Here is a 26,485-nt window from a genome sequence, read left to right as displayed (position 1 = left end):
TAGCGCAGCCGCCTCACAAACTCCAGTTGATAGCGCAGCCGCAGCGCACGAAGCTGCTGAGGACGCAGGTATCGAAAACATGGCGACCGAGCAGGATAAGCAGCTCAAGCGCACCGGCCGCATGACCCTCTACGTTCATCGTTACATGCGCAACCCGGGCGCCGTTTTTGGCCTCGTGCTGCTCATCGTGCTCACCTTCTTCTCTATTTTTGGTAAGTATTTGACGCATTGGAGCTATTCCGACCTCGATTACATGGCTTTGGGTGCTCCGCCGAGCGCACAACACTGGCTGGGAACCACTCCGGGCGGCTCTGACCTCTATGCCATGATCTGCCGCGGTTTGGGCCGCTCGCTGTCCATCGGCATCATCTCTTCCATCGGCAACACCATCATCGCAGCCATCGTGGGCACGGCAATCGCCTATTTCCGCGGATGGTTTGAAAAGGTGGGCATGTGGCTGCTGGATATGCTGCTCGTCGTTCCAAGCTTCCTGTTGATCGCCATGATGGTTCGCGGCGCTTCCGGCACGTCGTCGTGGCTGTGGCTGGTGTTCGGCCTGACGGTGTTCGGCTGGATTGGTTACGCCCGCGTTCTGCGTACACTCACCCTCTCTTTGCGTGAGCTCGAGTACGTGCGCGCCGCTCAGTTTATGGGTGTGGGTTCCTTCCGCATCATCATTCGCCACTTGATCCCGAACCTCGGTTCCGTTTTGATTATCAACACGGTTTTGGGTGTCGTCTCTGCAGTCAACTCCGAGACCTCCCTCTCCTTCCTGGGTTTGGGTATTAAGGCTCCTGATACCTCGTTGGGCACGCTGTTGACGGATGGCCAGTCGGTTATTTTGACTCAGCCATGGGTTCTCGTGTTCCCAGCAATCGTGTTGATTTTGTTGACGTTCTCCATGCAGCTCATTGGTGACGGCATGCGTGACGCCATCGATCCATACTCCCGTTCCGGCGGAAAGGCAGAGTGACATGTCTCAATTCCGTAAAACCCTGTTCGACCCACAGATGGCAGCGATCATGGCTGCCGCGGCCGCGCACACTCAACAGCTCATGGCCTCTCGCGTTACTGACAATCTGGGTGGCGAGGGACGTGACGTACCAGCCGAGCAAGCTTTCCGCGAGAAGGACCCGAGCTTGTCGGCTGCCGAAGCTTCCCAATTGGCTGAAGAAGAGCCAGTCGTACTGTCCGTGCGCGACCTGACCGTCAACTTCGCCTCGGAGGCCGGTACTGTTCACGCTGTTCGCGGGATGAATTTTGATTTGCACCGCGGCGAAACCATGGGCATCGTCGGCGAATCAGGCTCTGGTAAATCCGTCACCTCGACCACCATCATGGGCCTGCTGGACCGTAATGCGAAGGTCACCGGCTCTATCAAGTACAAGGGTGACGAGCTTCTGACCAAGACCGACCAGGAAATGGCGGAAATTCGCGGTAAGAATATCGCCATGGTGTTCCAGGACCCGCTTTCTGCTTTGACGCCGGTCTACTCGATTGGCGACCAGCTCAAGGAAGCTCTCGTCATTCACAACCCGAAGATGACTGCTGAGCAGATTCACGACCGCTCGATCGAACTGCTCAACCTGGTGGGAATCCCCAACGCTGAAGAGCGCTTGAAGGCTTACCCTCACCAGTTCTCCGGCGGTATGCGCCAGCGCGTTGTCATTGCTATGGCCATCGCCAACAACCCCGACGTCATCATCGCCGACGAGCCAACCACCGCACTGGATGTGACCATTCAGGCCCAGGTTCTCGACGTGCTGCGTAAGGCGCAGAAGGAGACGGGTGCAGCCCTCATCTTCATCACCCACGATCTGGGTGTGATCGCCGGTATTGCCGACAAGATTCTCGTTATGTACGCCGGCCGCCCGGTGGAAACCGCTCCGGTGGATGACATTTTCTACCGCCCAGCCATGCCGTACACCATGGGCTTGCTGGGTGCAGTTCCGCGTTCTGACCAGCGCAAGTCTCGCCGTTTGGTGCCAATCCCGGGCGCACCAATGAACTTGGTGAATATGCCGAAGGGGTGCCCATTCTCCCCACGCTGCCCTATGGCAACGGATATTTGCCGTGAGAAGGAGCCTGAGCTTGCCGACATCCCCGGCCGTCCACACCAGAAGGCCGCTTGCTGGCACACCGATGAGATTGTCAGTAAGAATTTGACCTACATGGACGTGTACCACGTGGGGGAGGGCACGAAGTCCATCTTCGAAGGCATCCCGCGCGAGCAGCGTAAGTTGGTGCTCGAGGTCAAAGGCTTGAAGAAGTACTTCCCGCTGACCAAGGGCGGTTTCCTGCGTCGTAAGGCAGGCTATGTGCGCGCTGTGGATGGCGTGGATTTGGATGTTCGCGAGGGTGAAACCGTTGCACTTGTGGGCGAATCCGGTTCGGGTAAGTCCACCACACTGCTTGAGATTATGAACCTCGTCAAGCCGCAGGCTGGCACTATTTGCCTGTTTGGCCAGGATGTTGCTGATAAGCTCACCGCCGCTCAGAAGCGTGAGTTGCGCAGCCAAATTCAGTACGTGTTCCAGGACCCGATGAGCTCGCTCGACCCGCGCCTGCCAATTTACGATATTCTGGCAGAGCCAATGAAGGCTGTTCATATGAGCAAGCAGGAGATTAACACTCGCATTGCTGAGCTCATGCGTTTGGTCGAGTTGAACCCTGACCAGGTGGATCGCTTCCCAGCGCAGTTCTCTGGCGGCCAGCGTCAGCGTATTGCTATTGCTCGCGCGCTGTCGGTGAATCCGAAGCTGATTTTGCTCGATGAGCCAGTCAGCTCTTTGGATGTGTCCATTCAGGCTGGCGTGCTCAACCTGTTGGAAGATTTGCAGAACAAGCTGGGCGTGGCCTACTTGCTCGTGGCGCATAACCTTTCGGTGATCCGCCATATTTCGAGCCGCGTGGCCGTGATGTACTTGGGCCACATCATGGAGGCAGGCGCTACGGATGAGGTGTTTGATAACCCTGCTCACCCGTACACGCAGGCACTGATTTCTGCCGTGCCTGTTCCTGACCCAGAGTACGAGCGCAAGCACAACCGCATTGTGTTGCAAGGTGAGCTTCCAAGCCCTGCGGAGAAGATTGAAGGCTGCCCGTTTAGGATGCGCTGCCAGCTCTACTCCACGCTGCCGGATGACAAGAAGCTCATCTGCCAGACGCAAGCTCCAGTGCTGCGCCCAGTGGAGGGTGACCATGAGGCTGCCTGCCACTTTGTGGATGAGGCGATTGCGCTCAACAACGCGCAGTGAGCAAGCTGCGGCACGCATGAACCGCCCGTAGTTATTGATTTTTCTGATAACGGGTAATAAGGCCGCGCGAGGTGTGATGCTATGCACAGCTCTCGCGGTCTTTTGCATGCTGCATGAGCTTCTTTGAATGCGAAAGTTACGAATCAGTGACATTTTTGACAAGAAAATCGCGGGGAAGCAAAACGCAGCCTGATAATCTCAAGTAATGCGAAAAGGCCGAAAATAGCCTAAAACAGGCTGTAAGGGGCAGCAAGAGCCTCAAACCCAGCCAAGGTGAAGCGTTTCAGAAGCAGGCAACACCAGGCCAGAAAAGAAAGAAATGAGCACGAAAAAGTGCAGGCCAGCGTATAGGGTTACAACAAACTTCTCTCACACGGCGACGCAACAGAATCATTGCGCCTCACCGGCTCAGGAACGGAGAACCGCGTCAGTGAGTGTGCGAGGGGTGCTGATGAAGGAGAGTTTCTCAATGAAGAACAGCATGATGAAGCGTTTTGCTGCCAGCGTGGCAGTAGTCGCCAGCCTTGCCATGGTCGCTGCAGGCTGTGGCAACAGCTCGACGAACACCAATGCCGGCCCAGCTCAAACCGAGCCAAAGGACGGTTACGCATCCTCGTACACCGGCAAGTATGCTATGCCAAGCAAGGACGGCGTGTATAACAACACGCAGGACCGCGACAACCTCAAGGACGGCGGTACCTACACCTACGATTCCACCTACTCGCCAAACTGGAATTACTTCAACGTCGACGGCACCACCAGCTACATGTCTGACTTGTGGTACTGGTACATGCCAACTCTGGCATTGCAGGACACCAAGGGCAACCTCAAGTGGAACCCTGACTTCGTGAAGTCCGTCACCATGAAGAGCGCGAACCCACTGGTTGTGGAAATGACCCTCGCCGACAAGGCAAAGTGGAACGACGGCTCCGACATGAACTGGGAGGACGTCAAGGCCACCTGGACCGTGTCGAACGGCAAGGATGAGGCTTACACCCCAGCTTCCACCGACGGCTTCAAGGACATCAAGTCCGTCGAGCGCGGTGACTCCGACAAGCAGGCCATCATCACCTTCGCTAAGCCATTCTTCCCATGGCAATCCTTGCTGACGGGCCTGTACCCACGTATGGCACTTGACCCGAAGGTCTTCTCCAACGGCTGGGTGGATAACCCTCACAACGAGTGGGCTGCTGGTCCATTCGTCGTCGCCTCTCACGACAAGGATCAGGTCGTCTTCGAGCGCAATCCAAAGTGGTGGGGCAAGCCAGCAAAGCTCGACAAGGTTGTTGTCAAGTTCATGGAAGCTCAGGCAGCACTGAACGCCTTCCAAAATGGCGAGACCGATAAGACGGAGTTCACCTCTGGTCCATCCCTCAAGCAGGTCAAGGGCCGCAAGGATGCTCAGATCCGCTACGGCTACTCCAAGACGACCAACGTCTTCACCCTCAACGGCACCGACAAGTACCTCAAGGACATCAACGTTCGTAAGGCCTTCGTCCAGGCAATGGATACCAAGACCTTGACCAAGATTCACTACCAGGGCACCGACTGGACTGCAACAGCCCCAGGTTCTGAGCTCTTCCCAGTGTTCCAGGAAGGCTACGAGGACAACCGCCCGAAGGATAGCCTCTACACTGGCGCTGACAAGCCAAAGAAGACCATGGAAGCCGCTGGCTACAAGATGGGCAAGGACGGCTACTTCAAGGACAAGGAAGGCAAGACCGTTACCTTCTCCTACGTCTACTTCGGCTCTACTGCTCTGGCCAACTCCATGGCTCGCGCAATCCAGCAGATGGGTAAGGCTGCTGGCCTGAAGATCGAACTCGACAACCGCGATAGCTCCAAGTTCGTCGACACCATGAACAAGCACGAGTACGGCGTGATCGGCATGGGATGGTCGGCATCTTCGCCATACGGTCAGGTCAACGTCAACCAGCTCTACGGCTCCAAGTCTGAGTCCAACTACACCTTCGTGGGTAGCAAGGAAGTCGATAAGCTCGCCGACATCCCAGGCACCATTTCTGATCAGCTCAAGGCCGTCAAGGCTGCTAACAAGGCTGAGAAGGCTGCTCTGGCTCTCTACGGCACCATGCCAAGGGATGTTCCACCGGCTTACTTCGCTGTGAAGAAGGGCTTGGCTAACGTTGGCCCTGCTGGCTTCCTGATCGTTCCTCCGGAGAACATCGGCTGGCAGAAGTGAGCTCGCACTGAGCTAACCTGACATCTCATTTCTTGAGATTATCAGTACGGTTTTCCTGCGATTGATAATCTCCTGGTGACTAGTTCTCCTAGTTAATATCAAAGCCGCCCTTCGGGGCGGCTTTTGTGTTCTCTCACCCGCTCAACCTGCTTCACGTTCAGCCCAGTTGAGCGCTAGTGCCATAATCAAACTATGACGAACATCTTGGTATCCGTAGCTTGGCCGTATGCAAACGGCCCCCGCCACGTCGGCCACATCGCTGGCTTTGGCGTGCCATCCGACGTTTTCGCCCGCTATGAGCGCATGGCGGGCAACCGCGTGCTCATGGTCTCCGGCACTGATGAGCACGGAACACCAATCTTGGTGCAAGCCGACAAAGAAGGCATGAGCGCTCAGGAACTGGCGAATAAGTATAACCGCATCATCGCCACCGACCTGACCAACCTCGGCTTGAGCTATGACATTTTCACCCGCACCACTACGAAGAACCATGAGAAAGTGGTGCAGGAACTGTTCACCCAATGCTTGAAGAACGGCTACATTTACAAGGGCACTCAGCAGGTGGCTATCAGCCCTTCCACCGGCCGTACTCTTCCTGACCGCTACATCGAAGGCACCTGCCCGATCTGCGGTTACGAGGGCGCTCGTGGCGACCAGTGCGATAACTGTGGTAACGAGCTCGACCCGGATGAGCTGAAGAACCCCCGCTCCAAGATCAGCGGTGAAACCCCTATTTTCACCACGTCTGAGCACTACTTCCTCGACCTTCCTGCCCTCGCCGAAGCCAACCTGAAGTGGCTGGATAGCCGCGAAGGCTGGAGGACGGGCGTGATGAACTTCTCGAAGGGCCTCTTCGCCGAAGTTCGTCCTCGTGCCATCACCCGCGACATCGACTGGGGTATCCCTGTTCCTGTGGATGGCTGGATTGATAATCCTAATAAGCACCTTTATGTGTGGTTTGACGCGGTGATCGGCTACTTGAGCGCCTCCATTGAATGGGCTCGCCGCGCAGGAAAGCCAGAAGCTTGGAAGGAATTCTGGACCGGCTCCCAAGCTCAGGATTACTGCTTCCTGGGCAAGGACAACATCACCTTCCACTCTCAGATTTGGCCATCGGAGATCCTCGCCTACGACGGCGAAGGCAATAAGGGCGGCGAACCAGGCAAGCTCGGCCGCCTCGACCTGCCAACCATGGTGGTCGCCTCGGCATATATGACGATGGAAGGCCGTAAGTTCAGCTCTTCTCGCGGAATCGTGATCTACGTTCGCGATATTCTCGAGCGCTACTCGGCTGACGCTTTGCGCTACTACATCGCCTTGGCTGGCCCAGAAAACCAGGATGCCGACTTCACGTGGTCGGAATTCGTGCGTCACAACAACGAAGAGCTCGTCGCCGGCTGGGGTAACCTCGTCAACCGCGTGGCAACCCTTCTGCACAAGAACTTCGGCGAAATCCCAGCTGTGGCAGATGCTGACCTCACTGAGCGTGACCGCGAATTGCTCGCCGAAGTGAAAAAGGGCTTCGACACAGTCGGTGCGGATATCAGCGAACAGCGCCAGCATGCTGCCGTCACCGAGATCATGCGCTTGGTGGGTGAAACCAACAAGTACATCTCCGAAATGGAGCCATGGAAGCTCGAGGACCGCACTCGCCTCGCCGCTGTTTTGCACACAGCAGCTCAGGCTGTGGTCGACATCGACGTGATGTTCGCCCCCTTCATTCCTGCCGGCTCGCAGCGCGTGTGGGAAGCTATGGGTGGCACCGGCACTATTGCTCCACTGCCACAGATGAAGGACGTCACCGACCTCGACGACCCGAACTTCACCTATCCGATTATCACGGGCGACTATGAGCTCGGCCGCACGGTTGCCCCGTGGAAGCACACTCCCGTGGTGGACGGCACGCCTATCGCCAAGCCACACCCCCTCTTCGCCAAGATTCCTCGCGAAGCAGTGCAAGAAGAGCTGGACCGCTTCAAGCAGGCGATGAAGGCTCGTAAGGAAGCTGATAAGAAGCAGCTGGCCGAGGCGAAGAAGGAACTCGCCGCCAAGAAGGCACAACAGTGAGCCAGACTCATCATCATCGTTCTCGGGCGTGGGCACCTTTCAGCTCACGCCCGAGCCATGTTCTCACCGTCGACGACCACACCCACCTGCACTCCACCATCGCCTTTTCGAAGGAAATGGCCGAGCAGGCGAGCGAACTTCACCAGCCGGTGCAGCAAATCTACAGCGCCGAGCAGCTGTTGGATTTCGCCCAGTACGCGGGTGTGGGCCAGATTATTGACGTGGGTTGCGAGCTTCCTGATTGGCCAATCGCCCTTGACCTCGCTCGTCGTTTCCCCGATCGTGTTCACGCGGCTCTCGCTATTCACCCGGTGGAGGCCGTGCGTCACGGGCACCGCGCAGTGGCTGGCCCCGATGGCCTCGAGGTCCATTACGCCCCTTGGCATGACGTAAGCTATGCCGACGCTTTTGCTCAACTTTCCCGGATTGCCAAGCAAGGTAAAGACGAAGGCCTTGTCGTTGCCATTGGAGAGACGGGCCTGGATTTCTTCCGCGTGGGGCAAGCTGCTCACAGCCCGCAAATCTCAGCATTTCGCGACCATATTGCCTTGGCCAAAGAGTTGAACCTTCCTATGCAAATTCATGACCGCGATGCAGACCAAGCATGCATGGATACGCTGTTAGCGGACGGTTCCCCCGAGGTGACAATATTCCATTCCTTTGCGGGTAATGGGCAGATGGCGAAGGTTGCCAGGGAAAATGGCTGGTATTTGAGCTTCTCGGGAACAGTGACTTTCCGTACGAATCAAGCTATTCGAGACGGACTGCGAGAAATTGATAAAGAGCATATCTTAGTAGAAACAGATGCGCCTTATTTGACGCCGATGCCCTGGCGAGGCAGGACGAACGCGAGCTACCTCGTGCCTTACACAATGGCGGTGATGGCCGATGTGCTTGATATGAGCGTGGACGAGGTCGCGCAGTTGACGTATGACAACGCTTGCCGAGCTTACGGATTGCCACAGTAAGCAACCATGAGCAACCGTAAGCAAGCCATAAGTGGATTGGCCTTCACAGCGGGCAATTGTGAAGGTTATTTCCTACTGGGTAACTAGAATAGTGGCTTCGTGAGTATTACGAGGTGGAGGTAGAGATGACGCAATCACGCGGTTCGGCGAATGCGACGAGTTCGCGTACGTCTGCTCGTGACGATGATGAACAGCCATTGAAACGAGTCGCTGCTCAGCCTATGTCTGACCCTGCGCTGGCAGCAATGGTTCAGTCCAATGCCGACATGGCCCAGCAAGAGGAAAGTGCTGAAGCTCGGCGCCGATCTCTCGCCACAGCTGAGGCGACGATGAGGATTGACCGTATTCAGGATACGGGCTCCATCATCGTGCCGAAGGGCGTGGTTAACACAGCTAGAATCAACCGTTCTGCCATTTCCAAGGAAGAGCGTGAGGCCAAGGAGCGTGCTAAGAGGGAAGCCGAACAAGCTGCCCGCCGTGCCGCCCACCAGCCGCGCACCCGCCTGGGCAAGTGGTGGAATAACTTGCAGTCGGGCCCTGACCGCATCAAGCTCGCCATGTGTATTGTGGCTATGGGCGTGGTGTATGGCGATATCGGTACGTCGCCTCTGTACACGGCTCAAAGCTTCATCGCTGGTAACGGTGGCTCCGTCAAGTACGTGGATCGCTTCGCCGTTTTGGGCTTGCTCTCCCTGCTGTTCTGGACCATTACCCTGATTACCACCGTCAAATACGTTCTTATTGCTATGCGCATCGACAACAAGGGTGAGGGTGGCATCTTCGCGCTCTACTCTCTGGTGCGTCGCTATGGCAAGTGGCTGGCCATTCCAGCAATGGTGGGTGGTGCAGCCTTCTTGGCTGATTCCGTGCTCACCCCCGCTGTCTCGATTTCCTCCGCAGTGGAAGGTTTGCGCACTATTCCACGCCTTCATGACACCTTCTCCGATACGACGGTCACGCTGGTGATCACCGCCATCATCATTCTCGTGCTCTTCTCCGTCCAATCGCGCGGAACGGAGAAAATCGGCATGGTCTTCGGCTCGATCGTGGTCATCTGGTTCCTCTTCATCGCCGTCATCGGTGGTCTGAACCTCGCCAATGACTGGTCGGTGTTCGAAGCTCTGAACCCGATGTGGGGCCTTCGCTACCTGCTCTCGGGGGAGAACAGGGCTGGATTGGCACTGATGGGTACCGTCTTCCTGTCGACGACGGGTGCTGAGGCTCTGTACTCCGATATGGGCCATGTGGGCCGCGGCTCTATTTACGCCACCTGGCCATTCATCAATATCGCTCTGGTTTTCTGCTACTTTGGCCAAGGCGCTTGGATGCTCTCCAACGCTGATAATCCTGAGATTATCAAGCAGGGAGCAGTCAACCCGTTCTTCCAAATGATGCCGAATACCACCATCCGCACTATCGCCGTCGCGCTGTCCGTCACGGCAGGTGTTATCGCCTCTCAGGCTTTAATCACCGGCGCTTTCACGATGGTTTCTGAGGCAACCTCGCTCAACTGGATGCCTCACCTGCAGGTGCGCTACCCAGCTCATACTCGTGGCCAGCTCTATATTCCGGCCATCAACTGGGTGCTGTGCGTGGCAACTTTGGGCGTGCTCTTCCTGTTCAAGGATTCTGAGCATATTTCCGCCGCTTATGGCCTGGCTCTTACCATCACCATGATTACCACCGCCATTCTGCTGGCCGCCTACATGTGGGCCGCGCAGAAGAGGCGCGTGTTTGCTGTGGTGTTCTTGATCGTGTTCCTGATTATTCAGGTTCTCTTCTTGATCGCATCGCTGTCCAAGTTCTTCCACGGCGGTTGGTTCACCACACTGCTCACCCTCGCTATTTTGATGGTGATGTACGTGTGGGATGAGGGTACCCGAGTAGAGCGCAGCCAGCGCAGGCATTTGAACCCTCGCGAGTTCCTGCCAGCACTCGATATGCTGCACCGCGACCCGCGCCAGGCTTTCTACTCTGATAATCTTGTGTACCTCACCTCCGACTCGGAAATGAGGCGACTGGACACCGACATCTTCTACTCCATCTTTAATGGCCACCCGAAGAGAGCCAAGGCCTGGTGGGCGGTGTCGGTGGAAGTGACCGACGACCCGTTCACCCGCGAGTACTCGGTGGAGAACTTCGGTACCGACTTCCTCTTCCGTGTGCGCATTCGTATTGGCTTCAAGGTCAGCCAGAATGTGGCTACGTACCTGCACCAGATCATGCATGATCTCATCGATTCGGGCGAGCTGCCGGAGCAGCGCACTATTTACCCGAAGATCGACGAGGACCAGCAGATTGGCACTATTGATTACGTTCTGATTCACAAGGACTTGGTGCCAGAGTCGAAGATCGATGTGACGGGTGCCTTCGCTTTGCGCATGAAGTACGCTATTCGTCACGTGTGCGGTAACCCAGTGAAGTGGTTCGGCTTGTCCGCTTACAACCCAGTGACGGAATCCCAGCCGCTCTTTGTTGCCGTTCAGCCGGTGGCACCGTTGAAGCGCACGCAGCTGAGGAAGGTGAAGCATCCTGTTACCTTGCAAGCAGTTCTTGCGAAGCAGGAGAAGGAGCGTGTTCAGCGTGAACGCCAGATCAGCGAGGAGGAGGCTTTGGAAGCCGCTCGCGCTGTGGCACATAAGGTGCATGAAGCGCGTAAGGCTGCTGAAGAGGCGTCTAGAACGGCGAAAGCTGCTGCCCGCTAAGTCGGCTGCTACAAAGCCGGCCGCTACCGCTAAGGCTCCTTCCAAGCCTGCCGCAGCTAAGCCGACCGCTGTGAAGCCAGCCGCTAAGGCCGCAGCAAAGGCTTCTGGCCAGCAAAAGGCTTCTGATAAGTAACGTCGAGCAGCCGCTTGAGAGCCGCTGATAAGTAGCTTCTGAGCCGCTTGTATCGCTCTCCAGGCGCGTGATGTGTCGCCAAACATGGCAGCAGGTCACGCGCCTTTGTGCTTTGGCTGAGAGCAAAGACGGGCAACTCGCCAGCTGTTACGGAAGGCCTCGCAATAGGATTAACAGTGGACTTTAATTGAATGGAAAGGCTTCGTATGACCGAGGAAAAGGCAAATATTGGTGTTGTCGGCCTTGCAGCAATGGGTGCCGCACTGTCGCGTAACCTGGCCCGCAATGGCAACACTGTCGCCGTTTTCAACCGTTCGAGTTGGCGTACCGACGAACTGATCAAGGAACACGGCGAGGAAGGCAAGTTCATCCCTGCCCACACCTTGGAAGAGTTCGTCAACAGCTTGGAAAAGCCACGCACCGTCATCATCATGGTCAAGGCAGGCGCTCCAACCGAAGCGTTCATCCAAAAGCTCGCTGACCTCTTCGAACCTGGTGACATCATCATCGACGGTGGTAACACCTACTTCAAGGACACCATGCGTCGCGAAAAGGAAATGGCCGAGCGCGGTATTCACTTCGTCGGCTGCGGCATTTCCGGCGGCGAGCAGGGCGCTCTGCTCGGCCCATCCATGATGCCAGGCGGCCCAGAGGAGAGCTGGAAGAAGCTCGGCCCGATCTTCGAATCCATCGCTGCCAAGGCAGAAGATGGCAGCCCGTGCGTCACTCACATCGGTGAGAACGGCGCTGGCCACTTCGTCAAGATGGTTCACAACGGCATCGAGTACGCCGACATGCAGCTCATCGCTGAAAGCTACGACCTCCTTCGCCGTGGCCTGGGCTTGAGCCCCGCTGAAATTGCTGACATTTTCGACGAGTGGAATAAGACGGAGCTCAACTCCTACCTCATCGAAATCACCGCTGAAGTTCTCCACCATGTGGATGAAAAGACGGGCAAGCCGTTCATCGACATCATCAAAGACCAGGCTCAGATGAAGGGCACCGGCACCTGGACTGTCCAGACCGCTCTCGACCTTCCAGTCCCGGTTTCCGCCATCGCTGAGGCCGTGTTTGCTCGTGGCCTTTCCGAGCGCGTCGAGCAGCGCGAAGAAGCTCAGAAGAACATTCTGGCTGGCCCAACTCCTCATGTGGAGCTTTCCGATGAGGAGAAGAAGGCCTTCATCGAGGACGTTCGTCACGCTCTCTACGCTTCCAAGATCATCGCCTACGCTCAGGGCTTCGACGAGATCTCCGAGGGTGCTCGCCAGTACAACTGGACCATCGATCTGGGCGCTGTGGCTCGTATTTGGCGTGCTGGCTGCATTATTCGCGCTCAGTTCTTGAACCGCATTTCTGACGCTTACGACTCTGGCGAGATTACCAGCTCTCTGGTGTTCAACCCTTACTTCAAGAAGTCGTTGGAAGAGGCTCAGAATTCCTGGAGGAACGTCGTGGCGAAGGCCGCTTTGGGTGGCATTCCTGTTCCAGCCTTCTCTTCCTGCTTGAGCTACTACGATGCTCTGCGTTCCGACCGTCTGCCGGCTGCTCTGATCCAGGGCCAGCGCGACCTGTTCGGTGCTCATACCTATGGCCGCGTCGATAAGCCTGGCGTCTTCCACACTTTGTGGGCTGAGGACGGTCAGCATGAGGTTGAGGAAACTCGCTAAGCGAATTTCTTAAGATTATCAGCGCGCTCCATCGCCTCCACCTGTGGTTCGCCCGCTGATACAGCAGTGGGGGATAGAGCATTGCTCTATCCCCCACTTGCGTAACAGGTGTGATGAAACCGGAGTAAAAATCTTAGTAGGTAGTGATTTGGGAGCCGAATGGCCAGAAGGCGAGCTTTGCCATTTTCATGACTTGCAAGCCGATCGGTATGCCGACGATGGTGCAGCACCATGCTAAACCAAGCACAAGGTAGCCCAAAGCCATATACCAGCCCACAAAAATCACCCACACAATGTTCAGCACTGAAGAGGGTGAAGGCGTCCAATCGACATGTAAACCGAAAGGTGCGAGGGAGAGCTGAGCCATTTTGAAGGCTTGCAGGCTCAACGGGATGCCGACGATCGTGCAGCATAACACGATGCCGATCATTCCCCAGGCGAGGAAGAGCTCGATGCCCCCAAAGATAATCCAGAAGAAATTGCCGATGGTTCTCATAACTCAACTGTAGCCGATGTTCAGGCGTGCGTGAACTTAGGAGCGAGGAGCTGCGGCGACATCAACCATCCACAGCGTGGACTTGCGTCCAGCTGCAAAGGTGATTGGTGCTTGAGGATCATCAAAGTTGCCTAAAGCCTTGCTCAAAGCATCGCGCTTCTTCTCACCAGAAGCGATCACCCAGGTTTCCAGGCTGCGCTGGATCATCGGAACAGTCATGGAAACACGCAGAGGAGGCATATTGGGTGAGTTAGTGACTCCGCAGGTGAGCTGAGAGGGATCAGTAATGGTAATCTGAGGCAAACCTGGCATCAGAGAAGCAAAGTGAGCATCAGGGCCAACACCCCACCATGCGATATCCATGCGAGGCTCGCCGTTCATGTTACCCAACTCTTGCAACAGCATCTGCTGGAACTTCACAGCAGCTTCGTTGACGGCGCGAGCATCATCTTCAGCGCTGGCCTGGTTACGTTCAGTAGCAGAACGAGGATCGGCTGGAATCTCATGAATATTGGATTCCGGCAAGCCCTTTTGTGCCACCAACATGTCCAGCAAAGCATGGCGCGCTTGCAAAGCGTTACGGTCAGGGTCGTTGGCAGGAACGAAACGTTCATCACCCCACCACATGTGCACGCGCGACCAATCCACAGAATCAACCAGAGGGTTCAAACCCACCAAGCGCAGCATTTCAATGCCGTCGCTGCCGCCGGTAATAGCGATGTCAATACGCTGGCGGCCTTCGGCTTCGAGTTCGATCAAACGGGTGAGAAGCCTGCTAGCGGCCATGCGCAGCACACCGTTTTCATCGGCCAAGCGCACAACGATGCGAGGAGCAAGGCCACGCTGCAACTGTTCATTTTGATCTGGCATAAAACTCTTCTTCTCTTTGGTCCTCATCGCTTAAGGAGAGCAGCGAGCTGACAACTCTCACTGATTAACTTGCAGTGATAAGAAGTTGTCAGGCTACACTGCACAACCGTGTAACGAAACATAATAGTTCCATCGTACTTACAATGGCCGCAAGGGTGAATACAAATCACTCAAGGCATGAGCAACAATACAAGCTCAGCCGTGAATAACAGTGAAGCTCGAGCGCAGAACACGCGAGTACAGCGGGTCAGGGTAGAGGCGGCCCAACTCTTCACTCAAGCAATCAGCCGTCGAACGGTGAGGCAAAGAGATCATCTGCGGAGCCTTCGACGTTGGCGTCGTCACCCACGCACCATCATGAAGTGCAGGAGATTGCCACGACGGGTCAACCTCAACACCAGCATCCTGCAAAGCTCTCTTCGCCATGGAAATACCACGCGAAAGCGTATACACACCGCCATCATCCATGGTCAACTTCACACCACGAATAATGCCTTCCGGCACTGGCCCACCTTCGCACTCTTCATTAGCCTGCTGAGGTCGAATGCTCGCCTGAGCACCAGCCACAGTGGCCAGCCAGGCAGCCATCAAGCGCACGGAAATATTTTCTGGCGAACCCGTCACCTCGGCACTGATAATCTTGTGCCCTTGAGCTTGATCGAGAACAGAGGCCAAGGAAGCGCGCCACAACGTCAAATGCGTCCAGGAGAGGTCAACATCCTCCACAGAAGCCGTACGCATCAACTTTTCCAAAGTCCCCAGCGGATCAGTTGAGCGAGCAGCATCCGTAATGCGCGACACAGCCATACGCCCAATAGGGTCCTGAGCAGGGTTGTCAGGAGCCTGAGTCGGCCACCACGCCACCACCGGCGTATCAGCAACCATCAGAGGAATAACGAGCGTATCCAAATGCTGAGCCAGCTCACCGTGAGGGAAGAGAACAATAACATCAGAAGCGCCGGCATCCGCACCAAAACGAATCTCCGCCTCCAAATCCGTCTCATTGCCTTGCAAAACGCCTTCTCGCGCCGCATCCGGGTTGACGTCACGGGCATCCTGAGCAAGCACCGCCTTCGGGTTCACCGACGTACCGCCGGGAACAAGTGCAATCACACGGCAAGGATGTTCGCCAGAAATCTCGTTGGCAATGCGCAAGCTATCTTCCAACTCACGCTGAGCGCACGAGATTATCAGCGTCAAAACGCGGCCTTGAGCCGCCTCACCGCGCTGAACATGCAAAGTTTCCAGCTTCTGAGAGATAGCCTTTGTGGTGGTGTTCTTCATCGTAACGATCATGGCAACCTCCAAGCACGCCCATCACGGGCCATCATGTCATCAGCAGAGCGAGGCCCCCACGTGCCTGCCGTATAAGGATCAGGCCGGCCCTGGCTAGCCCAGAACTTTTCGATAGGGTCAAGAATCTTCCAAGAAAGGTTTACTTCTTCCGTGGTAGGGAAGAGCGGTGGCTCGCCGAGCAGCACATCCAAAATCAAGCGCTCGTAGGCTTCAGGGCTTGACTTGGTAAATGAAGAGCCATAGCTGAAGTCCATGTTCACATCGCGCACTTCCATCGTCGAACCAGGAACCTTCGAGCCAAAACGCAAGGTGATGCCTTCGTTCGGCTGAATGCGGAAGACGATTTCATTCGCACCGAGCTCTTGAGTAGAGCTTGAGTCGAAAGGAAGGTGAGGAGCGCGCTTAAACACCACAGCAAGCTCGGTGACGCGCTTGCCCAGCCTCTTGCCCGTACGCAGGTAGAAGGGGACGCCAGCCCAACGCCTGGTGTCAATCCACAGCTTGATGGCCGCGTAGGTTTCCGTCGTCGAATCGGGGCTAATGCCCTGCTCTTCGAGGTAGCCACGCACCTTCTCTTCACCCTGCCAGCCAGCAGTGTACTGACCGCGCGAGGTTGAAGCAGCAAGGTCTTCAGGCAGGCGAACGGCGGAGAGAATCTTCGTCTTCTCATAGTGCACATTGCGCGCAGAGAAGTCGACAGGCTCATCCATCGCTGTCAACGCCATGAGCTGGATCAAATGGTTTTGAATAACATCGCGAGCAGCGCCGATGCCGTCGTAGTAGCCTGCGCGTGAGCCGATGCCGATATCTTCAGCCATCGTAATTTGAACGTGGTCAACATAATGGTTGTTCCACAGTGGTTCGAAGAGCATGTTGGAAAAGCGCATGGCCATGAGGTTCTGCACTGTTTCCTTGCCCAGGTAGTGGTCGATGCGGAAAATCGAGTTCTGGTCGAACACGGAAGCGATGGTATTTCCCAATGCTTCGGCAGATTCGAGGTCGTGGCCAAACGGCTTTTCGATGATCACGCGCCTCCACGCACCCTCGCGGCTCTTGGACAGGCCCGATTCGGCGAGTTGGCGTGCCACCACCGGGAATGCTGACGGTGGGACGGAGAGGTAGAAGGCGTGGTTTCCTTCTGTTCCGCGCACGCGGTCGAGCTCCTCCACCGTTGCCGAAAGGCGACGGAAAGCTTCCGGGTCGTCAAAAGTTCCGGTGACGAAGCGAATCCCACCGGCGAGTTGGTTCCATGTTGATTCGCGGAATGGGGTACGGCAGTAGCGTTGCACATGCTCTTTCACCCAGTTGGCGAAGTATTCGTTGCTCCACTCACGCCTACCAAAGCCAGTCAAGCCAAAACTGGGCGGCAACAGGCCTCTGTTAGCGAGGTCGTAGATGGCTGGCAAAAGCTTTTTGCGCGCTAAATCGCCCGTCACGCCAAAAATCACGACAGAGCACGGCCCTGCAATGCGCGGCAAGCGCAGATCCTGCGGGTCTCGAAGTGGGTTAGTCCACTGAGGTTCATTGCTCATATAATTCCTCACGTTATCTCTCAACTGGTCTCACGCGCGTGGTGAGCCAGCATCTTCCTTTAGTTTAGGAGGTTGGGCTTTGAGTTGCCTGTGGGAGCTGAAACCTCGCTGGTAGCGCAATCCGCGTTTCTTGAGATTATCACCGCGCTTTTGGCTCGAGATTGCCACTGCGCTTCATCGCTCGAGATGTTTCACTGAGCAGTGGGTTACTCGTCGTATCCGCGATTGGTTGGGCTTCTAACTAAGGAAAGCGAGCTCGCCGGTTGGTACGCTCGCTGTTTCCTCCTCGTCGTTTCGCCTAAGATTGACACTATGAGTTACGCATCACTACCAGGGGAAACACAGCACGAGAGTGCCGAGGAAACCGCCCAGCTGGTGTATTCCAGCGCGGGCAATGTGAATAAACAACGAAGTGTGGTGATGCGTCACATTTTTGAAGCCGCTCAACGCTTAGACGCTTCCGCGCAAAAGCCTGTCCATCAAGCCGCAACCGAGCAAGCCGCTGCTGGCAGCCCGGCTCCAACAGCAGAGGGAGAGCAGGAAACTATTGAGATTATCAGCGCTGATAATCTCAAGAAAGGCATTGACTCAAGCCAAGAGGGAGTTTTCGAGAGGGTGCGCGACAGCAGGGGAGTGCCCGTCAGTTTTGCCCAACTCGGCGAGCTGCACCACGAGGAGGCGCCCAGCGAGTTTGCCTACGAGAAAATTTGGACTCACTGCCAGATTGTGGCCAGAATTGCCGTGAGCCTCGCCGCCAACTATCGCGAGCGTGCGCGGAAACTCGCCCAAGCAGGCCCACTGCCTCAGCCGTGGAATGGCGCGCTTCCTGACCTCGAAATGTGCGCAGTCGGAGGCCTCGTTCACGATATCGGCGTTCAGCACGTCTTCCTGCGCCACGGTGCGGATGCCGGCCGCCTGTTCGACCGCCATCGCTACATTTTCCATGGGCTTGAAGGCTATTTGATCCTGCTGGAGAACCGCTACGGCCTGGCCATTGCCCAGTTCGCGCGCAACCATACGGGTGTGGGAATCACGCGCTCGGAGGTGGTTGCGCAAGGCTTGCCGCTGCCTCCCGACGACTATATGCCCAAGACTATCGAGCAAGAGATCGTCATGTACGCGGATAAATTCCACACCAAGTCCGACCCTATGCAGTTTGTGTCGCTTAAGGCGGCTCGCGCTTCGGCTGCACGCTTCGGGCTGAGCAATGCGACGCGCTTTGATAATCTCGTTGCGCGTTATGGGGTGCCGGACCTCGAAAGCTTGTCGCGCGAATACGGCATGAGTATCCGCTGAGCTCTCGCCGCTGAGTTGCAGCGCGCATGCAAAAGCCCCGCCCGTGAAGAACGCTTCGCGAACGGGGCTTTAGTGTGCCTTACTTCTGAGCCAGTCGGCCTTACTTCTTATCGATCAGCGCGGTCAGTGCCCAAGTAATCGAGATCACATCGATCACTTCCTGCAGCACAGCGCCCACCACAACCGGGATGAAGTTGAAGGCAGCGAGCAGCATCATGACGATGGCGATGATGATACCGCCGGAGCTCGCCTGAAGCATGGTGCGCTTGGTCTGGCGAGAAATGGTGATTGCGCGCGGAACCATCGCGATGTTGTCGTTCATAATCACCACTTGAGCCGACTCGGAAGCAGCCGTCGACGAACCGTCAGTCATAGCCACACCAATATCAGCAGATGCGAGGGTTGGAGCGTCGTTGACGCCGTCGCCCACCATCATGGTCACCGGCTGAACGGCAGGCTCGCGGTTAATGCGCCTGAGCACGCGCACTGGCCACGACTCTGGAATGCCTGGCTCGTTATGGGCTGCAGCAACGGCGGCCACCTTCTCTTCTGGCAGCAGGCTTGCCTTGACGTCGCTAATGCCGACCTCTTGGGCGATAACCTGGGCGGAACCTGGCTTGTCGCCGGTCACCATGGACAGGCGGTCAATACCGAGCTTCTTGAGATTATCAAGGCTCTGACGTGCATTCTCGCGTGCGAAATCCTTCAGGATGATGCGAGCAGTGACTTCACCATCGATGGAAACGTAAGTGGCCATCTCGTTAGCAGCCAAAGGCTCAGAGAAGTACTGGGAGATGAGTTCGGCTTCTTTCTCCTGCACCTGAGCTGGGTGAGTGGCAGAAGCTTCATCCTGCTGTTGGCCGGTGACGAAGGTGAAACGACCAATCTTGACTTCATGGCCGTTAACCATGCCCATTTCGCCTTGACCAGCAATCTCTTGCGGGTTGGTCACGCGAGGGCGTTCGATATTGTGCTCGGCCAATACCTTGTCACCAGCAGAGCGAATGCCCTTAGCCAGAATGTGCACGGAGTATGCCTCGAGTGGGCCTGCGATGGCGAGAATATGGTTGGCATTGAAGCGAGATTGTACTGCTGGAGCAATATCCACGCGAGACACTGCTGGACGCTTATGCGTGAGCGTACCCGTCTTATCGAAGAAGATGTGGGACACGCGGCCCAGGTTTTCCAACACATCCTGGCTCTTAATAATGATTCCGGCATGTGCCAAGCGGCCAGTACCACCCATGAAGGCCACTGGAGCCGCGATGAGCAGTGGGCATGGGGTTGCGAGAACGAGCACCTGGGTGAAGCGCAGAGCGCCCATACCAAAGCCTTCGCTCATAGCAGTGGCAACCCACGCCGAAATGGCAATCACGAGGGAAATGACGGTGAACGGCATAGCGAGAAGGTCGGCCGTCTTGACCACCGAGGCGCGAGATTCCTGAGCAGAACGAACCAAGTCGAGGATGCGCTGGTACTGGGAGTCGCCCGAGGCTGCAGTAGCGCGCATGAGCAGGGCACTTGCACCGTTCACAGCGCCAGAGCTCAGCTGGTCGCCGCGGAACACGTCAGCGGGAACAGGCTCGCCGTTGATCATCGACAGGTCGACGGTTGCAGTGCGCGAAACGAGTGTACCGTTGACAGGAATGGTTTCGCCGGGGCGAACCATGAGCAAATCGCCCACCTTCACCTGCTCAACAGGAACGGTTTCCCACTCGCTGGCCATTTCCTCGGCAGGCGCGTTCTCGCCCGTGGCGAAGAATGGGTGGTTCGGGTCGATTCTTTCGGAAGCCTCACTTGCAGCGGTAGTCTGGCCTACCGTTGCTCCAGCCTGAGAGTTGCTTGCAGCGGTAGTCTCAGGAGCAGCTTTGCCGGCCTTCTGGTCAAGCTTTTCGGCCTGCTCGGCGAGAGCCTGCGTCGAGGTGACGATATGAGCGATCTGAGGAGCGGCGTCGATGAGGGCCGCCAAATTTCTCTTAGCACGCAGCTGAGCGTAGGTTTCAATGGCCTCGCCGGAGTAGACCATCACGTCCACAATCCAGGCGGCCCAGAACTCGCGCACGCACAGGGTTGAAATCAGTGCGATGACGGCGAGGAAGTCGGCGCCCACTTCTCCGTGGATCAGGCCGGTGATAATGCCGTCAAGGGTGAAGCCGAAGAGCTCATCGAGAGCCGTAAAGATTGTCAGCACGGTGAAGAGTGCCGCTGCGGCCGTTTGAGCCGGGGCTTGCGTCCAGCAGGCTACGCTGAACAGGTCGAGCTGATGTGGGTATGACTTGCCGGAGAACCACAGAATCGTAGAAACAATACCGACTATAACGGTAACGAAAAGCATGGGAGCATTCGCTACAAAACGGCGAACTAACTCACCAAACGAACGATGCGGACGAGTTGGCATTCCTTCTCCTTTGCCGCACCCGTGACTAAGGCCAACGGTTGTGCCACCTGTCAAACGGGCGCTGAGCGTAACGTATGACGTGCTGGTGTCGTGCGTAGCTCAGCTCGCCCGTCCGTACGATGCTTGTTCGTACATGTTGAGTTCACTGATGCTGGTGCACTGTCACCAGGCTTGGTGGAGGAGAAGCTTGCAGATCTGCCATTGAGATCCTGCTGTTGCCGTGCAAACCCGTCGTAACCTCCAATGGCGAGCGACGGTCGCGCTGCTTCTGCTCGCCCTCAAGTATAGCTGACCGCTTTGATTTAGCAAGAAAGCAAAATGCTTGTGCGAACACGCCAGGGCTGGTTGTGATCATGCCAACGCTCGCTAGGATTCTGCTTCAGCGTCAATACCAGCAATGCGAAGAATTTGAGGGCGTTGCTTCACTCCTTGAAGCAGAAGGTGCTCAGGAGCTTGTGTTGTTCCAGCTTGCTGAGCGCAGGAGTAGTACCAAACTTTGAAGTCTAAGGCGTTTTGTTGGGCTTCTAACGCTGCTCTCTGCTCTTCTAATCTGCGTTGTTGACGATGGAAGAATTCGAGGCGAGCATCAATAGATGCGTCTCCTTGTTCGACAAGTTCGACGAAGCTGCGAATTTCTATGAGTGGCATTCCTGTGGCCTTTAAGCATTCGATGAGCTGTGCAAGGCGTAAGTCGTTCTCGCAATAGCGGCGTAAGCCTGTTGAGGAGCGAGAAATATGAGGAAGAAGATGCTCTTTTTCGTAGAAACGCAAGGTGGATGAAGGAACTCCAAGCATCTTTGCAGCTTGGCCAATGCTATACGTCTCCTGTTCCTCATGCTGCGGCTTGTGTTTGCGCATTTGCCCCCGTGTAGAGGCATGGTTCTGGTCAGTGAAGGAGATTTGGTTGTTCTGAGGTGCACTGTTGTCGTTCATAGTTTTTTCTTCTCTCTGTTTCCTGGTTGCTTTGTTTCTCGCTGCTGTTGTGAAAGCAACATCAACACTTTGACTTAAACCTGACTTTAAGTTTTAGCATAGAAGAACATGAGCACTGACAACCTTGTTCCTCTAGATTGCCACTGACACAGTGTGGTAAGTCAGCGTGGTAAGAAAGGCAGACTATGCTTCAAACATTCATGTATGCTCCCGGCGATGTACGCGTCGAGGAAGCTCCTGTTCCGCATGTTAATAAGCCTACTGATGCCGTGATTCGCGTGGTACGTGCCTGCGTGTGTGGTTCTGACCTGTGGCCTTTCCGCGGTATTGAAAAACCATATGAGAACGGCCCTGTCACCATGGGTCACGAATATATTGGTGAAATCGTCGAGCTGGGCACTTCTGTCACTGGCCTGAAGAAGGGCGACTTTGTTGTTGGCTCTTTCGCTACTTCTGATGGCACCTGCCCTATTTGCCAGGCTGGCTACCCTTCTGATTGCGTTCACCGCGATTTTGTCGGTGCGGCACAAGCTCAGTATCTGCGTGTTTCCAATGCTGAAGGAACTCTCGTGAGGGTAGGCGATGGCTCCACGCCTGATGAGGATCTGTTCCCGAGCTTGCTTGCTGCCTCCGATGTTTTTGGCACAGGCTATTACGGCGCGTGGGCTGCCGATGTAACGCCTCACACTGACACTGCAGTCGTCGTGGGTGATGGTGCTGTTGGTTTGGAAGCCGTATTGTCGGCGAAAATGTTGGGTGCCAAGCATGTGATTGCCATGTCGCGGCATGAGGATCGTGCTGCTATTGCTCGTGAATTTGGCGCGGACCAGATTGTTGCTGAGCGTGGTGAGGAAGGCATTGCTCGCATCAAACAGCTCACCGATGGGTTGGGAGCACAATCAGTAGTAGAAGCTGTGGGTACGCAGCAGTCGATGACGCAAGCCATTGGGTCTACTCGTCGTGGTGGGTCAGTCGGCTTTGTTGGTGTTTCCCACGATCAGAGCATTGATGGTGAGATGCTCTTCTTCTCTGCAGTTCACGTGCATGGTGGCCCAGCTCCTGTTCGCCGCTGGTTGCCAGAGTTTGTTGACAAGATTATGCACCGCGAAATTAACCCCGGTCGAGTTTTCACTGAAGAACTACCGTTGGAAAAGGCTGCGCAAGCCTATCGCGATATGGATGAGCGTCGAGAAATTAAAGTGATGCTCAACCCGTGGGCATAACGCTGAACTGTGCTCTCGCTTCATCTGGTGCGCTCCATCCAGTGCGGGACACAGTTGCTTGCAGCAATGTCTGCCACTGCTCGCTAGCTTTCCTAAACAGCAGGCTTACTGGCGAGCGCCAAACCACTGCTCCCACAGGCGGGCAAAATTGAGATTACCAAAGCTCGAACAACTATCTGGCTTGCCTGCGAGAGCAGCACGGTTGGGCTGATAAGGCGTGTAAATATAGAGCAAAGCCGTCGCCGTATTCTCGATATACACTTTGCTCGAACCGCAGGCAGCATTGGGATTAAACCGAATAGAATTCACATGCTGCGCGGAAAACTGGTACTGGCCAGGGTTGGCGCGATAGTACTGAAAACGCCTGGCCGCGCCAAATACTTGATTGAAAAATCCCGCATATTTCTTATCGCAAGCCGCATTATCCGGGCAGTTGAGTCCCATAGCAAAGCGATAATTCTTCTCCTGCGGGTTCCTCATCGTCACCACGCCCGACTCTTTTTGCAGTAAAACGAGCAGCGCGCGCGGGTTGATATGGCAGCTGCGTGCGGCTGCCATGATCACTTGCGCACCCGTTGCAACGGGCGAAGCGGCTTTGCGATTTTCCGTACTGGTAATCTCGGGCGGAGTGTAGGCGGAACACAGCTCGTCCTTCTCCTCAGCGTGCACCTCGAAACGGTGGCTTTTCACGCACCACTCGCCCTGGCAATCTTGGCCTTGAGTGTTGAGGAAAGTTTGAACCTGCTCCTCGTCCATCGCCTTGTCGTTGAAGAAAAGATTGTCAGAAATGATGTAGCCGGGGTTGAAAGAGTAGAGCCTGGCATCGCTATTTTGCTGGGCAACCAGCGACTTGACCTGCTGGATATTGCTGAAAACGAAGACGCCGACCATCGCCAAAACGAGGATCAGGCTGACCAGAAGCCCGGTGCGCACGCCTGGGGAAAGCCGCGATGTTGCCGCAGAAGCGTTGGCATTACGCGAGAGTGAGCTGTTGCGGGTACCGCTCGAGTTGCGCGGTGTGCGAGGCTTGCGAGGGGCTCGAGAATTATGCGGTACGCGGGAATTACGGGGGCCGTTGGAATTACGCGGTGCGCGAGGCTTGCGCGAAGGAGTCGCCCTGCGCGAGGAACGAGGTTTGGCCTGAGTACGACCCGCGCCCGTCCTGCGTGAAGTATGTGCTTGCTGCGACTTCTTCGATGCCATGGCCCCATTATCCCACAAAAGAAATCCCCGACTCTCATCCTGCGCATTGGGTCGCAGTATGAAAGCCGGGGAAGAGCTATAGGAGATTATCAGTGCGCGCAAACTCTCAGCTGAGAGGAATAAACAGCGCTGATAATCTTGAGAAACCCATCAGTCGTTGATGACGGATGGGGTTTCACGCTTCTCGTCGACGACCAAGTAAACGGTCAACAACAGGGAAACGAGAGTGAAGGCCAAGCCGACGCCAGCGAATGGCAAGTAAGAAGAAGTGACCTTCTCCAGCGAGTTACCCACCTGGGTGCCCACAAAGTTACCAGCGTTGAGCGTCAAGTTGAACAGAACGCCACCAGCAAGGCCGCGAGCAGTCAGATCGTTCGCCACCATCAAGCCTGGAGTACCGGACACATAGAACAGGGAAGCGGTAATCAGGAAGGTGAGAACGTAAGTGAAAACGGCCGAATGAGGGGCGATGAGCCACAAGAGAGCCAAAGCAACGCTCTGCCAAGTCAAACCAATGAGCAAAGAGCGAGCTGGGGAGAACTGGTCAACGAACCTACCAGCCAAAATCGAGCCGACAAACATACCCAGGCCGGCGACGACCATGAGCCAGATCGTGGACTTTACGCCACCAGCAAAGCCAGTGGAGAAGCCAGCGTCCTTCTGAGCCCAAGCGGAAACGAAGTTGTAGAAGGTGAAGAAGCCCAAGCCACCCAGGAAGGTTGCCACAGCATAAGCCCAGAACGGGACGCGCTTCATAGCGGCGATCAGAGAGCCCTTCTTGCCAGCTTCGCCCGTCATCGCTGGGATCGCTGGAATGGTGAAGACGCCGAGCAGCAAAGCCAGAACGTTGAGAATGGTGATGATGAGGAAGACGGGAGCCCAACCAATGGTGGAAGCCAAGTAAACACCGAGTGGGATGCCGATGACGTCAGCAACGGTCTGACCGGTGACGACGATAGCGGTTGCAGCGCCTTCCTTGCCTTTGGGGGCAAGCTGAGCGGCGATCAGGGATGCAACACCGAAGAAGGTGCCGTGAGGAACGCCGGCGATGAAGCGGGCGACGAGGAGTGGGGCGAAGGCAGAGGCGCCCACCAGGCCCAACATCCAGGTGAGAAGGTTGCCGACGAGCATGAATACGGCGAGCAGGGTGATGAACCACTTTGCGTTCATCTTGCGGGCGAGAGGCAGGAGAACCAGACCGATGCAGATGCCGATGGTGTAGGCGGCGGTGAGCTGGTTTGCCTGGCCTGCGTTGCCGCCGGTCAAAGCTTGTGCGACGCTGGGCAGCATGCCGACGATGATGAACTGCGACATGCCCAAGCAGAAGGACATAATGCCCAAGCTCATCAGTGGGGTGAGCTGCTCAGAGGTGAAGCTCGAGCGCTCAGCAGAGCTTGCGGAGGTAGTTGAGGTCATGGGTTCCTCTCTGTCTATAGCGAGCGGGCGCCCTCAGTGTGCGAAGGCGCCTGCGTGTAGCTATATCACGTGAAACATTGCCCTGATGGAGGGGCATGCTGCTTCTGCTTTGTATGCCTTGTGTTGGTCCAGTCTTGTCCTCTTCATCTTTTCGCCGTGCTCAAGGCATGCGAAGATACAGTCCCCACAAGGGATGTATCGACGGTGATAAAAGACTGGCGTGCTAGGTAGAAACAGTGGCTGAGACTGTTGACTACCTGTTTTGTGCACAGGGCATCAAGAAAGCAAAAAGCCCACTCTGACCGCACTGATCTCTGCCGGGTTGCTGGAGCGATGTCTGGGTAGTGCATGAGCGCTACTGGGCATAAAACACAGCATCAGAACGGCGAGAAGCACGGAGAGTGGTGTTTCACATGTAACTGTTCTTGATAGTTCGAGAATAAACGACACCTAAATTTGTGGCTAATTGAGTATTTAGTACAAGGAAGAAAATAAAAAAATTGAGCTGTGGAGTTCATTTTTCGTGGGGTTATTGTTGAAATTACTTCTTTCTTTGCAAACGGTGGTATTTCTTTTCGTGCATTAATTTGTTTTCTCAGCAGGTGAAAAAAATAAGTAAAGTGCGTAAACAAAAAGAAAATTTCCGTTTTTACTTCACTACAACTGAAATATTCGGCGTTTTTACTTTCGGAAAGTCACTTTTTCAGCCTGCTCTAGCCTGTGGTGCTGGTGTAGGGGTGATGCGTCTTCACGTTCTTTTCACCTTTGGGGCATAAGGCAGCCACGATGTCACCATGCTGATGCCATTTCCTGAGCTCCCGCCAG

At 55.8% G+C, this 26,485-nt stretch carries 18 protein-coding genes; 10 read left to right on the top strand and 8 right to left on the bottom strand.

Annotated elements, in window-relative coordinates:
• The first annotated feature begins 79 nt into the window (after window positions 1-79).
• The 8 genes from AEAE_RS06185 (at window position 80) to gndA (ending at window position 12,997) form a co-directional block, all read left to right on the top strand.
• Window positions 80-973, top strand: coding sequence for an ABC transporter permease subunit (locus AEAE_RS06185; RefSeq protein WP_094690307.1), 894 nt, complete (start codon window positions 80-82; stop codon window positions 971-973).
• An 82-nt stretch (window positions 974-1,055) separates the two neighbouring features.
• Window positions 1,056-3,257, top strand: a complete 2,202-nt coding sequence (locus tag AEAE_RS06180) for an ABC transporter ATP-binding protein (RefSeq protein WP_094690306.1) — start codon at window positions 1,056-1,058, stop codon at window positions 3,255-3,257.
• Between the two features lie 469 nt (window positions 3,258-3,726).
• Window positions 3,727-5,457, top strand: a complete 1,731-nt coding sequence (locus tag AEAE_RS06175) for an ABC transporter family substrate-binding protein (RefSeq protein ID WP_158520552.1) — start codon at window positions 3,727-3,729, stop codon at window positions 5,455-5,457.
• A 192-nt stretch (window positions 5,458-5,649) separates the two neighbouring features.
• Window positions 5,650-7,524, top strand: a complete 1,875-nt coding sequence (metG, locus tag AEAE_RS06170; protein ID WP_094690277.1) for a methionine--tRNA ligase — start codon at window positions 5,650-5,652, stop codon at window positions 7,522-7,524.
• A complete protein-coding gene (locus AEAE_RS06165; RefSeq protein WP_094690276.1) occupies window positions 7,521-8,492 on the top strand; it encodes a TatD family hydrolase in 972 nt (323 codons plus the stop codon). The genes metG and AEAE_RS06165 overlap by 4 nt, the downstream gene beginning before the upstream one ends.
• Before the next feature lie 245 nt (window positions 8,493-8,737).
• Entirely contained in the window at window positions 8,738-11,197 is a 2,460-nt protein-coding gene (locus tag AEAE_RS06160) for a KUP/HAK/KT family potassium transporter (protein ID WP_094690305.1), read from the top strand.
• Window positions 11,139-11,330: a hypothetical protein gene (locus AEAE_RS06850; RefSeq protein WP_211277541.1), complete on the top strand. Its 192-nt coding sequence runs from the start codon at window positions 11,139-11,141 to the stop codon at window positions 11,328-11,330. Before AEAE_RS06160 ends, AEAE_RS06850 begins: the two co-directional genes overlap by 59 nt.
• A 206-nt stretch (window positions 11,331-11,536) precedes the next feature.
• Complete coding sequence (gndA, locus tag AEAE_RS06150; protein WP_094690275.1) at window positions 11,537-12,997, top strand: NADP-dependent phosphogluconate dehydrogenase; 1,461 nt, start codon at window positions 11,537-11,539, stop codon at window positions 12,995-12,997.
• A gap of 133 nt (window positions 12,998-13,130) precedes the next feature.
• Here gndA and AEAE_RS06145 read toward each other — a convergent pair whose 3' ends face one another.
• The 4 genes from AEAE_RS06145 to zwf all read right to left on the bottom strand — a co-directional run bounded on the left by AEAE_RS06145 (window position 13,131) and on the right by zwf (window position 17,191).
• Entirely contained in the window at window positions 13,131-13,493 is a 363-nt protein-coding gene (locus tag AEAE_RS06145; RefSeq protein WP_094690274.1) for a YccF domain-containing protein, read from the bottom strand.
• A 36-nt stretch (window positions 13,494-13,529) separates the two neighbouring features.
• Window positions 13,530-14,363 carry a 6-phosphogluconolactonase gene (pgl, locus tag AEAE_RS06140; RefSeq protein WP_094690273.1) on the bottom strand — a complete coding sequence of 278 codons (834 nt, stop codon included), beginning with the start codon at window positions 14,361-14,363 and terminating at the stop codon, window positions 13,530-13,532.
• 195 nt (window positions 14,364-14,558) lie between these two features.
• Window positions 14,559-15,659 (bottom strand): glucose-6-phosphate dehydrogenase assembly protein OpcA, encoded by a 1,101-nt coding sequence (locus AEAE_RS06135; RefSeq protein ID WP_094690272.1) that lies wholly within the window; start codon window positions 15,657-15,659, stop codon window positions 14,559-14,561.
• A complete protein-coding gene (gene zwf / locus AEAE_RS06130; RefSeq protein WP_094690271.1) occupies window positions 15,656-17,191 on the bottom strand; it encodes a glucose-6-phosphate dehydrogenase in 1,536 nt (511 codons plus the stop codon). The genes AEAE_RS06135 and zwf overlap by 4 nt, the downstream gene beginning before the upstream one ends.
• A 312-nt stretch (window positions 17,192-17,503) precedes the next feature.
• On the opposite strand from zwf, the gene AEAE_RS06125 reads away from it, so the two are divergent.
• Entirely contained in the window at window positions 17,504-18,487 is a 984-nt protein-coding gene (locus AEAE_RS06125) for an HD domain-containing protein (protein ID WP_244569665.1), read from the top strand.
• Between the two features lie 100 nt (window positions 18,488-18,587).
• Here the strand turns inward: AEAE_RS06125 and AEAE_RS06120 are convergent, their stop codons facing one another.
• Window positions 18,588-20,885 carry a heavy metal translocating P-type ATPase gene (locus AEAE_RS06120; RefSeq protein WP_094690270.1) on the bottom strand — a complete coding sequence of 766 codons (2,298 nt, stop codon included), beginning with the start codon at window positions 20,883-20,885 and terminating at the stop codon, window positions 18,588-18,590.
• Between the two features lie 366 nt (window positions 20,886-21,251).
• On the bottom strand, window positions 21,252-21,818 hold the full coding sequence (locus tag AEAE_RS06110) for a MerR family transcriptional regulator (protein WP_094690268.1): 567 nt from the start codon (window positions 21,816-21,818) through the stop codon (window positions 21,252-21,254).
• 185 nt (window positions 21,819-22,003) lie between these two features.
• Here AEAE_RS06110 and AEAE_RS06105 point away from each other — a divergent pair, with 185 nt between their 5' ends.
• A complete protein-coding gene (locus AEAE_RS06105; protein ID WP_094690267.1) occupies window positions 22,004-23,041 on the top strand; it encodes a zinc-binding dehydrogenase in 1,038 nt (345 codons plus the stop codon).
• Window positions 23,042-23,146: 105 nt separating this feature from the next.
• Here the strand turns inward: AEAE_RS06105 and AEAE_RS06100 are convergent, their stop codons facing one another.
• Together AEAE_RS06100 and AEAE_RS06095 are read right to left on the bottom strand one after the other, a co-directional pair.
• On the bottom strand, window positions 23,147-24,244 hold the full coding sequence (locus tag AEAE_RS06100) for a hypothetical protein (RefSeq protein WP_094690266.1): 1,098 nt from the start codon (window positions 24,242-24,244) through the stop codon (window positions 23,147-23,149).
• 150 nt (window positions 24,245-24,394) lie between these two features.
• On the bottom strand, window positions 24,395-25,660 hold the full coding sequence (locus AEAE_RS06095; RefSeq protein ID WP_094690265.1) for an MFS transporter: 1,266 nt from the start codon (window positions 25,658-25,660) through the stop codon (window positions 24,395-24,397).
• Window positions 25,661-26,485 lie beyond the last annotated feature (825 nt).

Origin of the sequence: Aeriscardovia aeriphila (assembly GCF_002259595.1) — a bacterium.
GTDB classification, from domain to species: Bacteria; Actinomycetota; Actinomycetes; order Actinomycetales; family Bifidobacteriaceae; genus Aeriscardovia; species Aeriscardovia aeriphila.
This window is presented reverse-complemented; position numbering and strand designations above follow the sequence as displayed.

Coding starts and splice junctions, on each gene's coding strand:
- AEAE_RS06135 (WP_094690272.1), bottom strand. CDS start 15,659: ATGATCGTTACGATGAAGAACACCACCACAAAGGCTATCTCTCAGAAG.
- AEAE_RS06120 (WP_094690270.1), bottom strand. CDS start 20,885: ATGCCAACTCGTCCGCATCGTTCGTTTGGTGAGTTAGTTCGCCGTTTT.
- AEAE_RS06110 (WP_094690268.1), bottom strand. CDS start 21,818: ATGAACGACAACAGTGCACCTCAGAACAACCAAATCTCCTTCACTGAC.
- AEAE_RS06185 (WP_094690307.1), top strand. CDS start 80: ATGGCGACCGAGCAGGATAAGCAGCTCAAGCGCACCGGCCGCATGACC.
- AEAE_RS06180 (WP_094690306.1), top strand. CDS start 1,056: ATGGCCTCTCGCGTTACTGACAATCTGGGTGGCGAGGGACGTGACGTA.
- AEAE_RS06175 (WP_158520552.1), top strand. CDS start 3,727: ATGAAGAACAGCATGATGAAGCGTTTTGCTGCCAGCGTGGCAGTAGTC.
- AEAE_RS06105 (WP_094690267.1), top strand. CDS start 22,004: ATGCTTCAAACATTCATGTATGCTCCCGGCGATGTACGCGTCGAGGAA.
- AEAE_RS06125 (WP_244569665.1), top strand. CDS start 17,504: ATGAGTTACGCATCACTACCAGGGGAAACACAGCACGAGAGTGCCGAG.
- AEAE_RS06160 (WP_094690305.1), top strand. CDS start 8,738: ATGGTTCAGTCCAATGCCGACATGGCCCAGCAAGAGGAAAGTGCTGAA.
- pgl (WP_094690273.1), bottom strand. CDS start 14,363: ATGCCAGATCAAAATGAACAGTTGCAGCGTGGCCTTGCTCCTCGCATC.
- AEAE_RS06100 (WP_094690266.1), bottom strand. CDS start 24,244: ATGGCATCGAAGAAGTCGCAGCAAGCACATACTTCACGCAGGACGGGC.
- AEAE_RS06850 (WP_211277541.1), top strand. CDS start 11,139: ATGAAGCGCGTAAGGCTGCTGAAGAGGCGTCTAGAACGGCGAAAGCTG.
- gndA (WP_094690275.1), top strand. CDS start 11,537: ATGACCGAGGAAAAGGCAAATATTGGTGTTGTCGGCCTTGCAGCAATG.
- metG (WP_094690277.1), top strand. CDS start 5,650: ATGACGAACATCTTGGTATCCGTAGCTTGGCCGTATGCAAACGGCCCC.
- zwf (WP_094690271.1), bottom strand. CDS start 17,191: ATGAGCAATGAACCTCAGTGGACTAACCCACTTCGAGACCCGCAGGAT.
- AEAE_RS06145 (WP_094690274.1), bottom strand. CDS start 13,493: ATGAGAACCATCGGCAATTTCTTCTGGATTATCTTTGGGGGCATCGAG.
- AEAE_RS06095 (WP_094690265.1), bottom strand. CDS start 25,660: ATGACCTCAACTACCTCCGCAAGCTCTGCTGAGCGCTCGAGCTTCACC.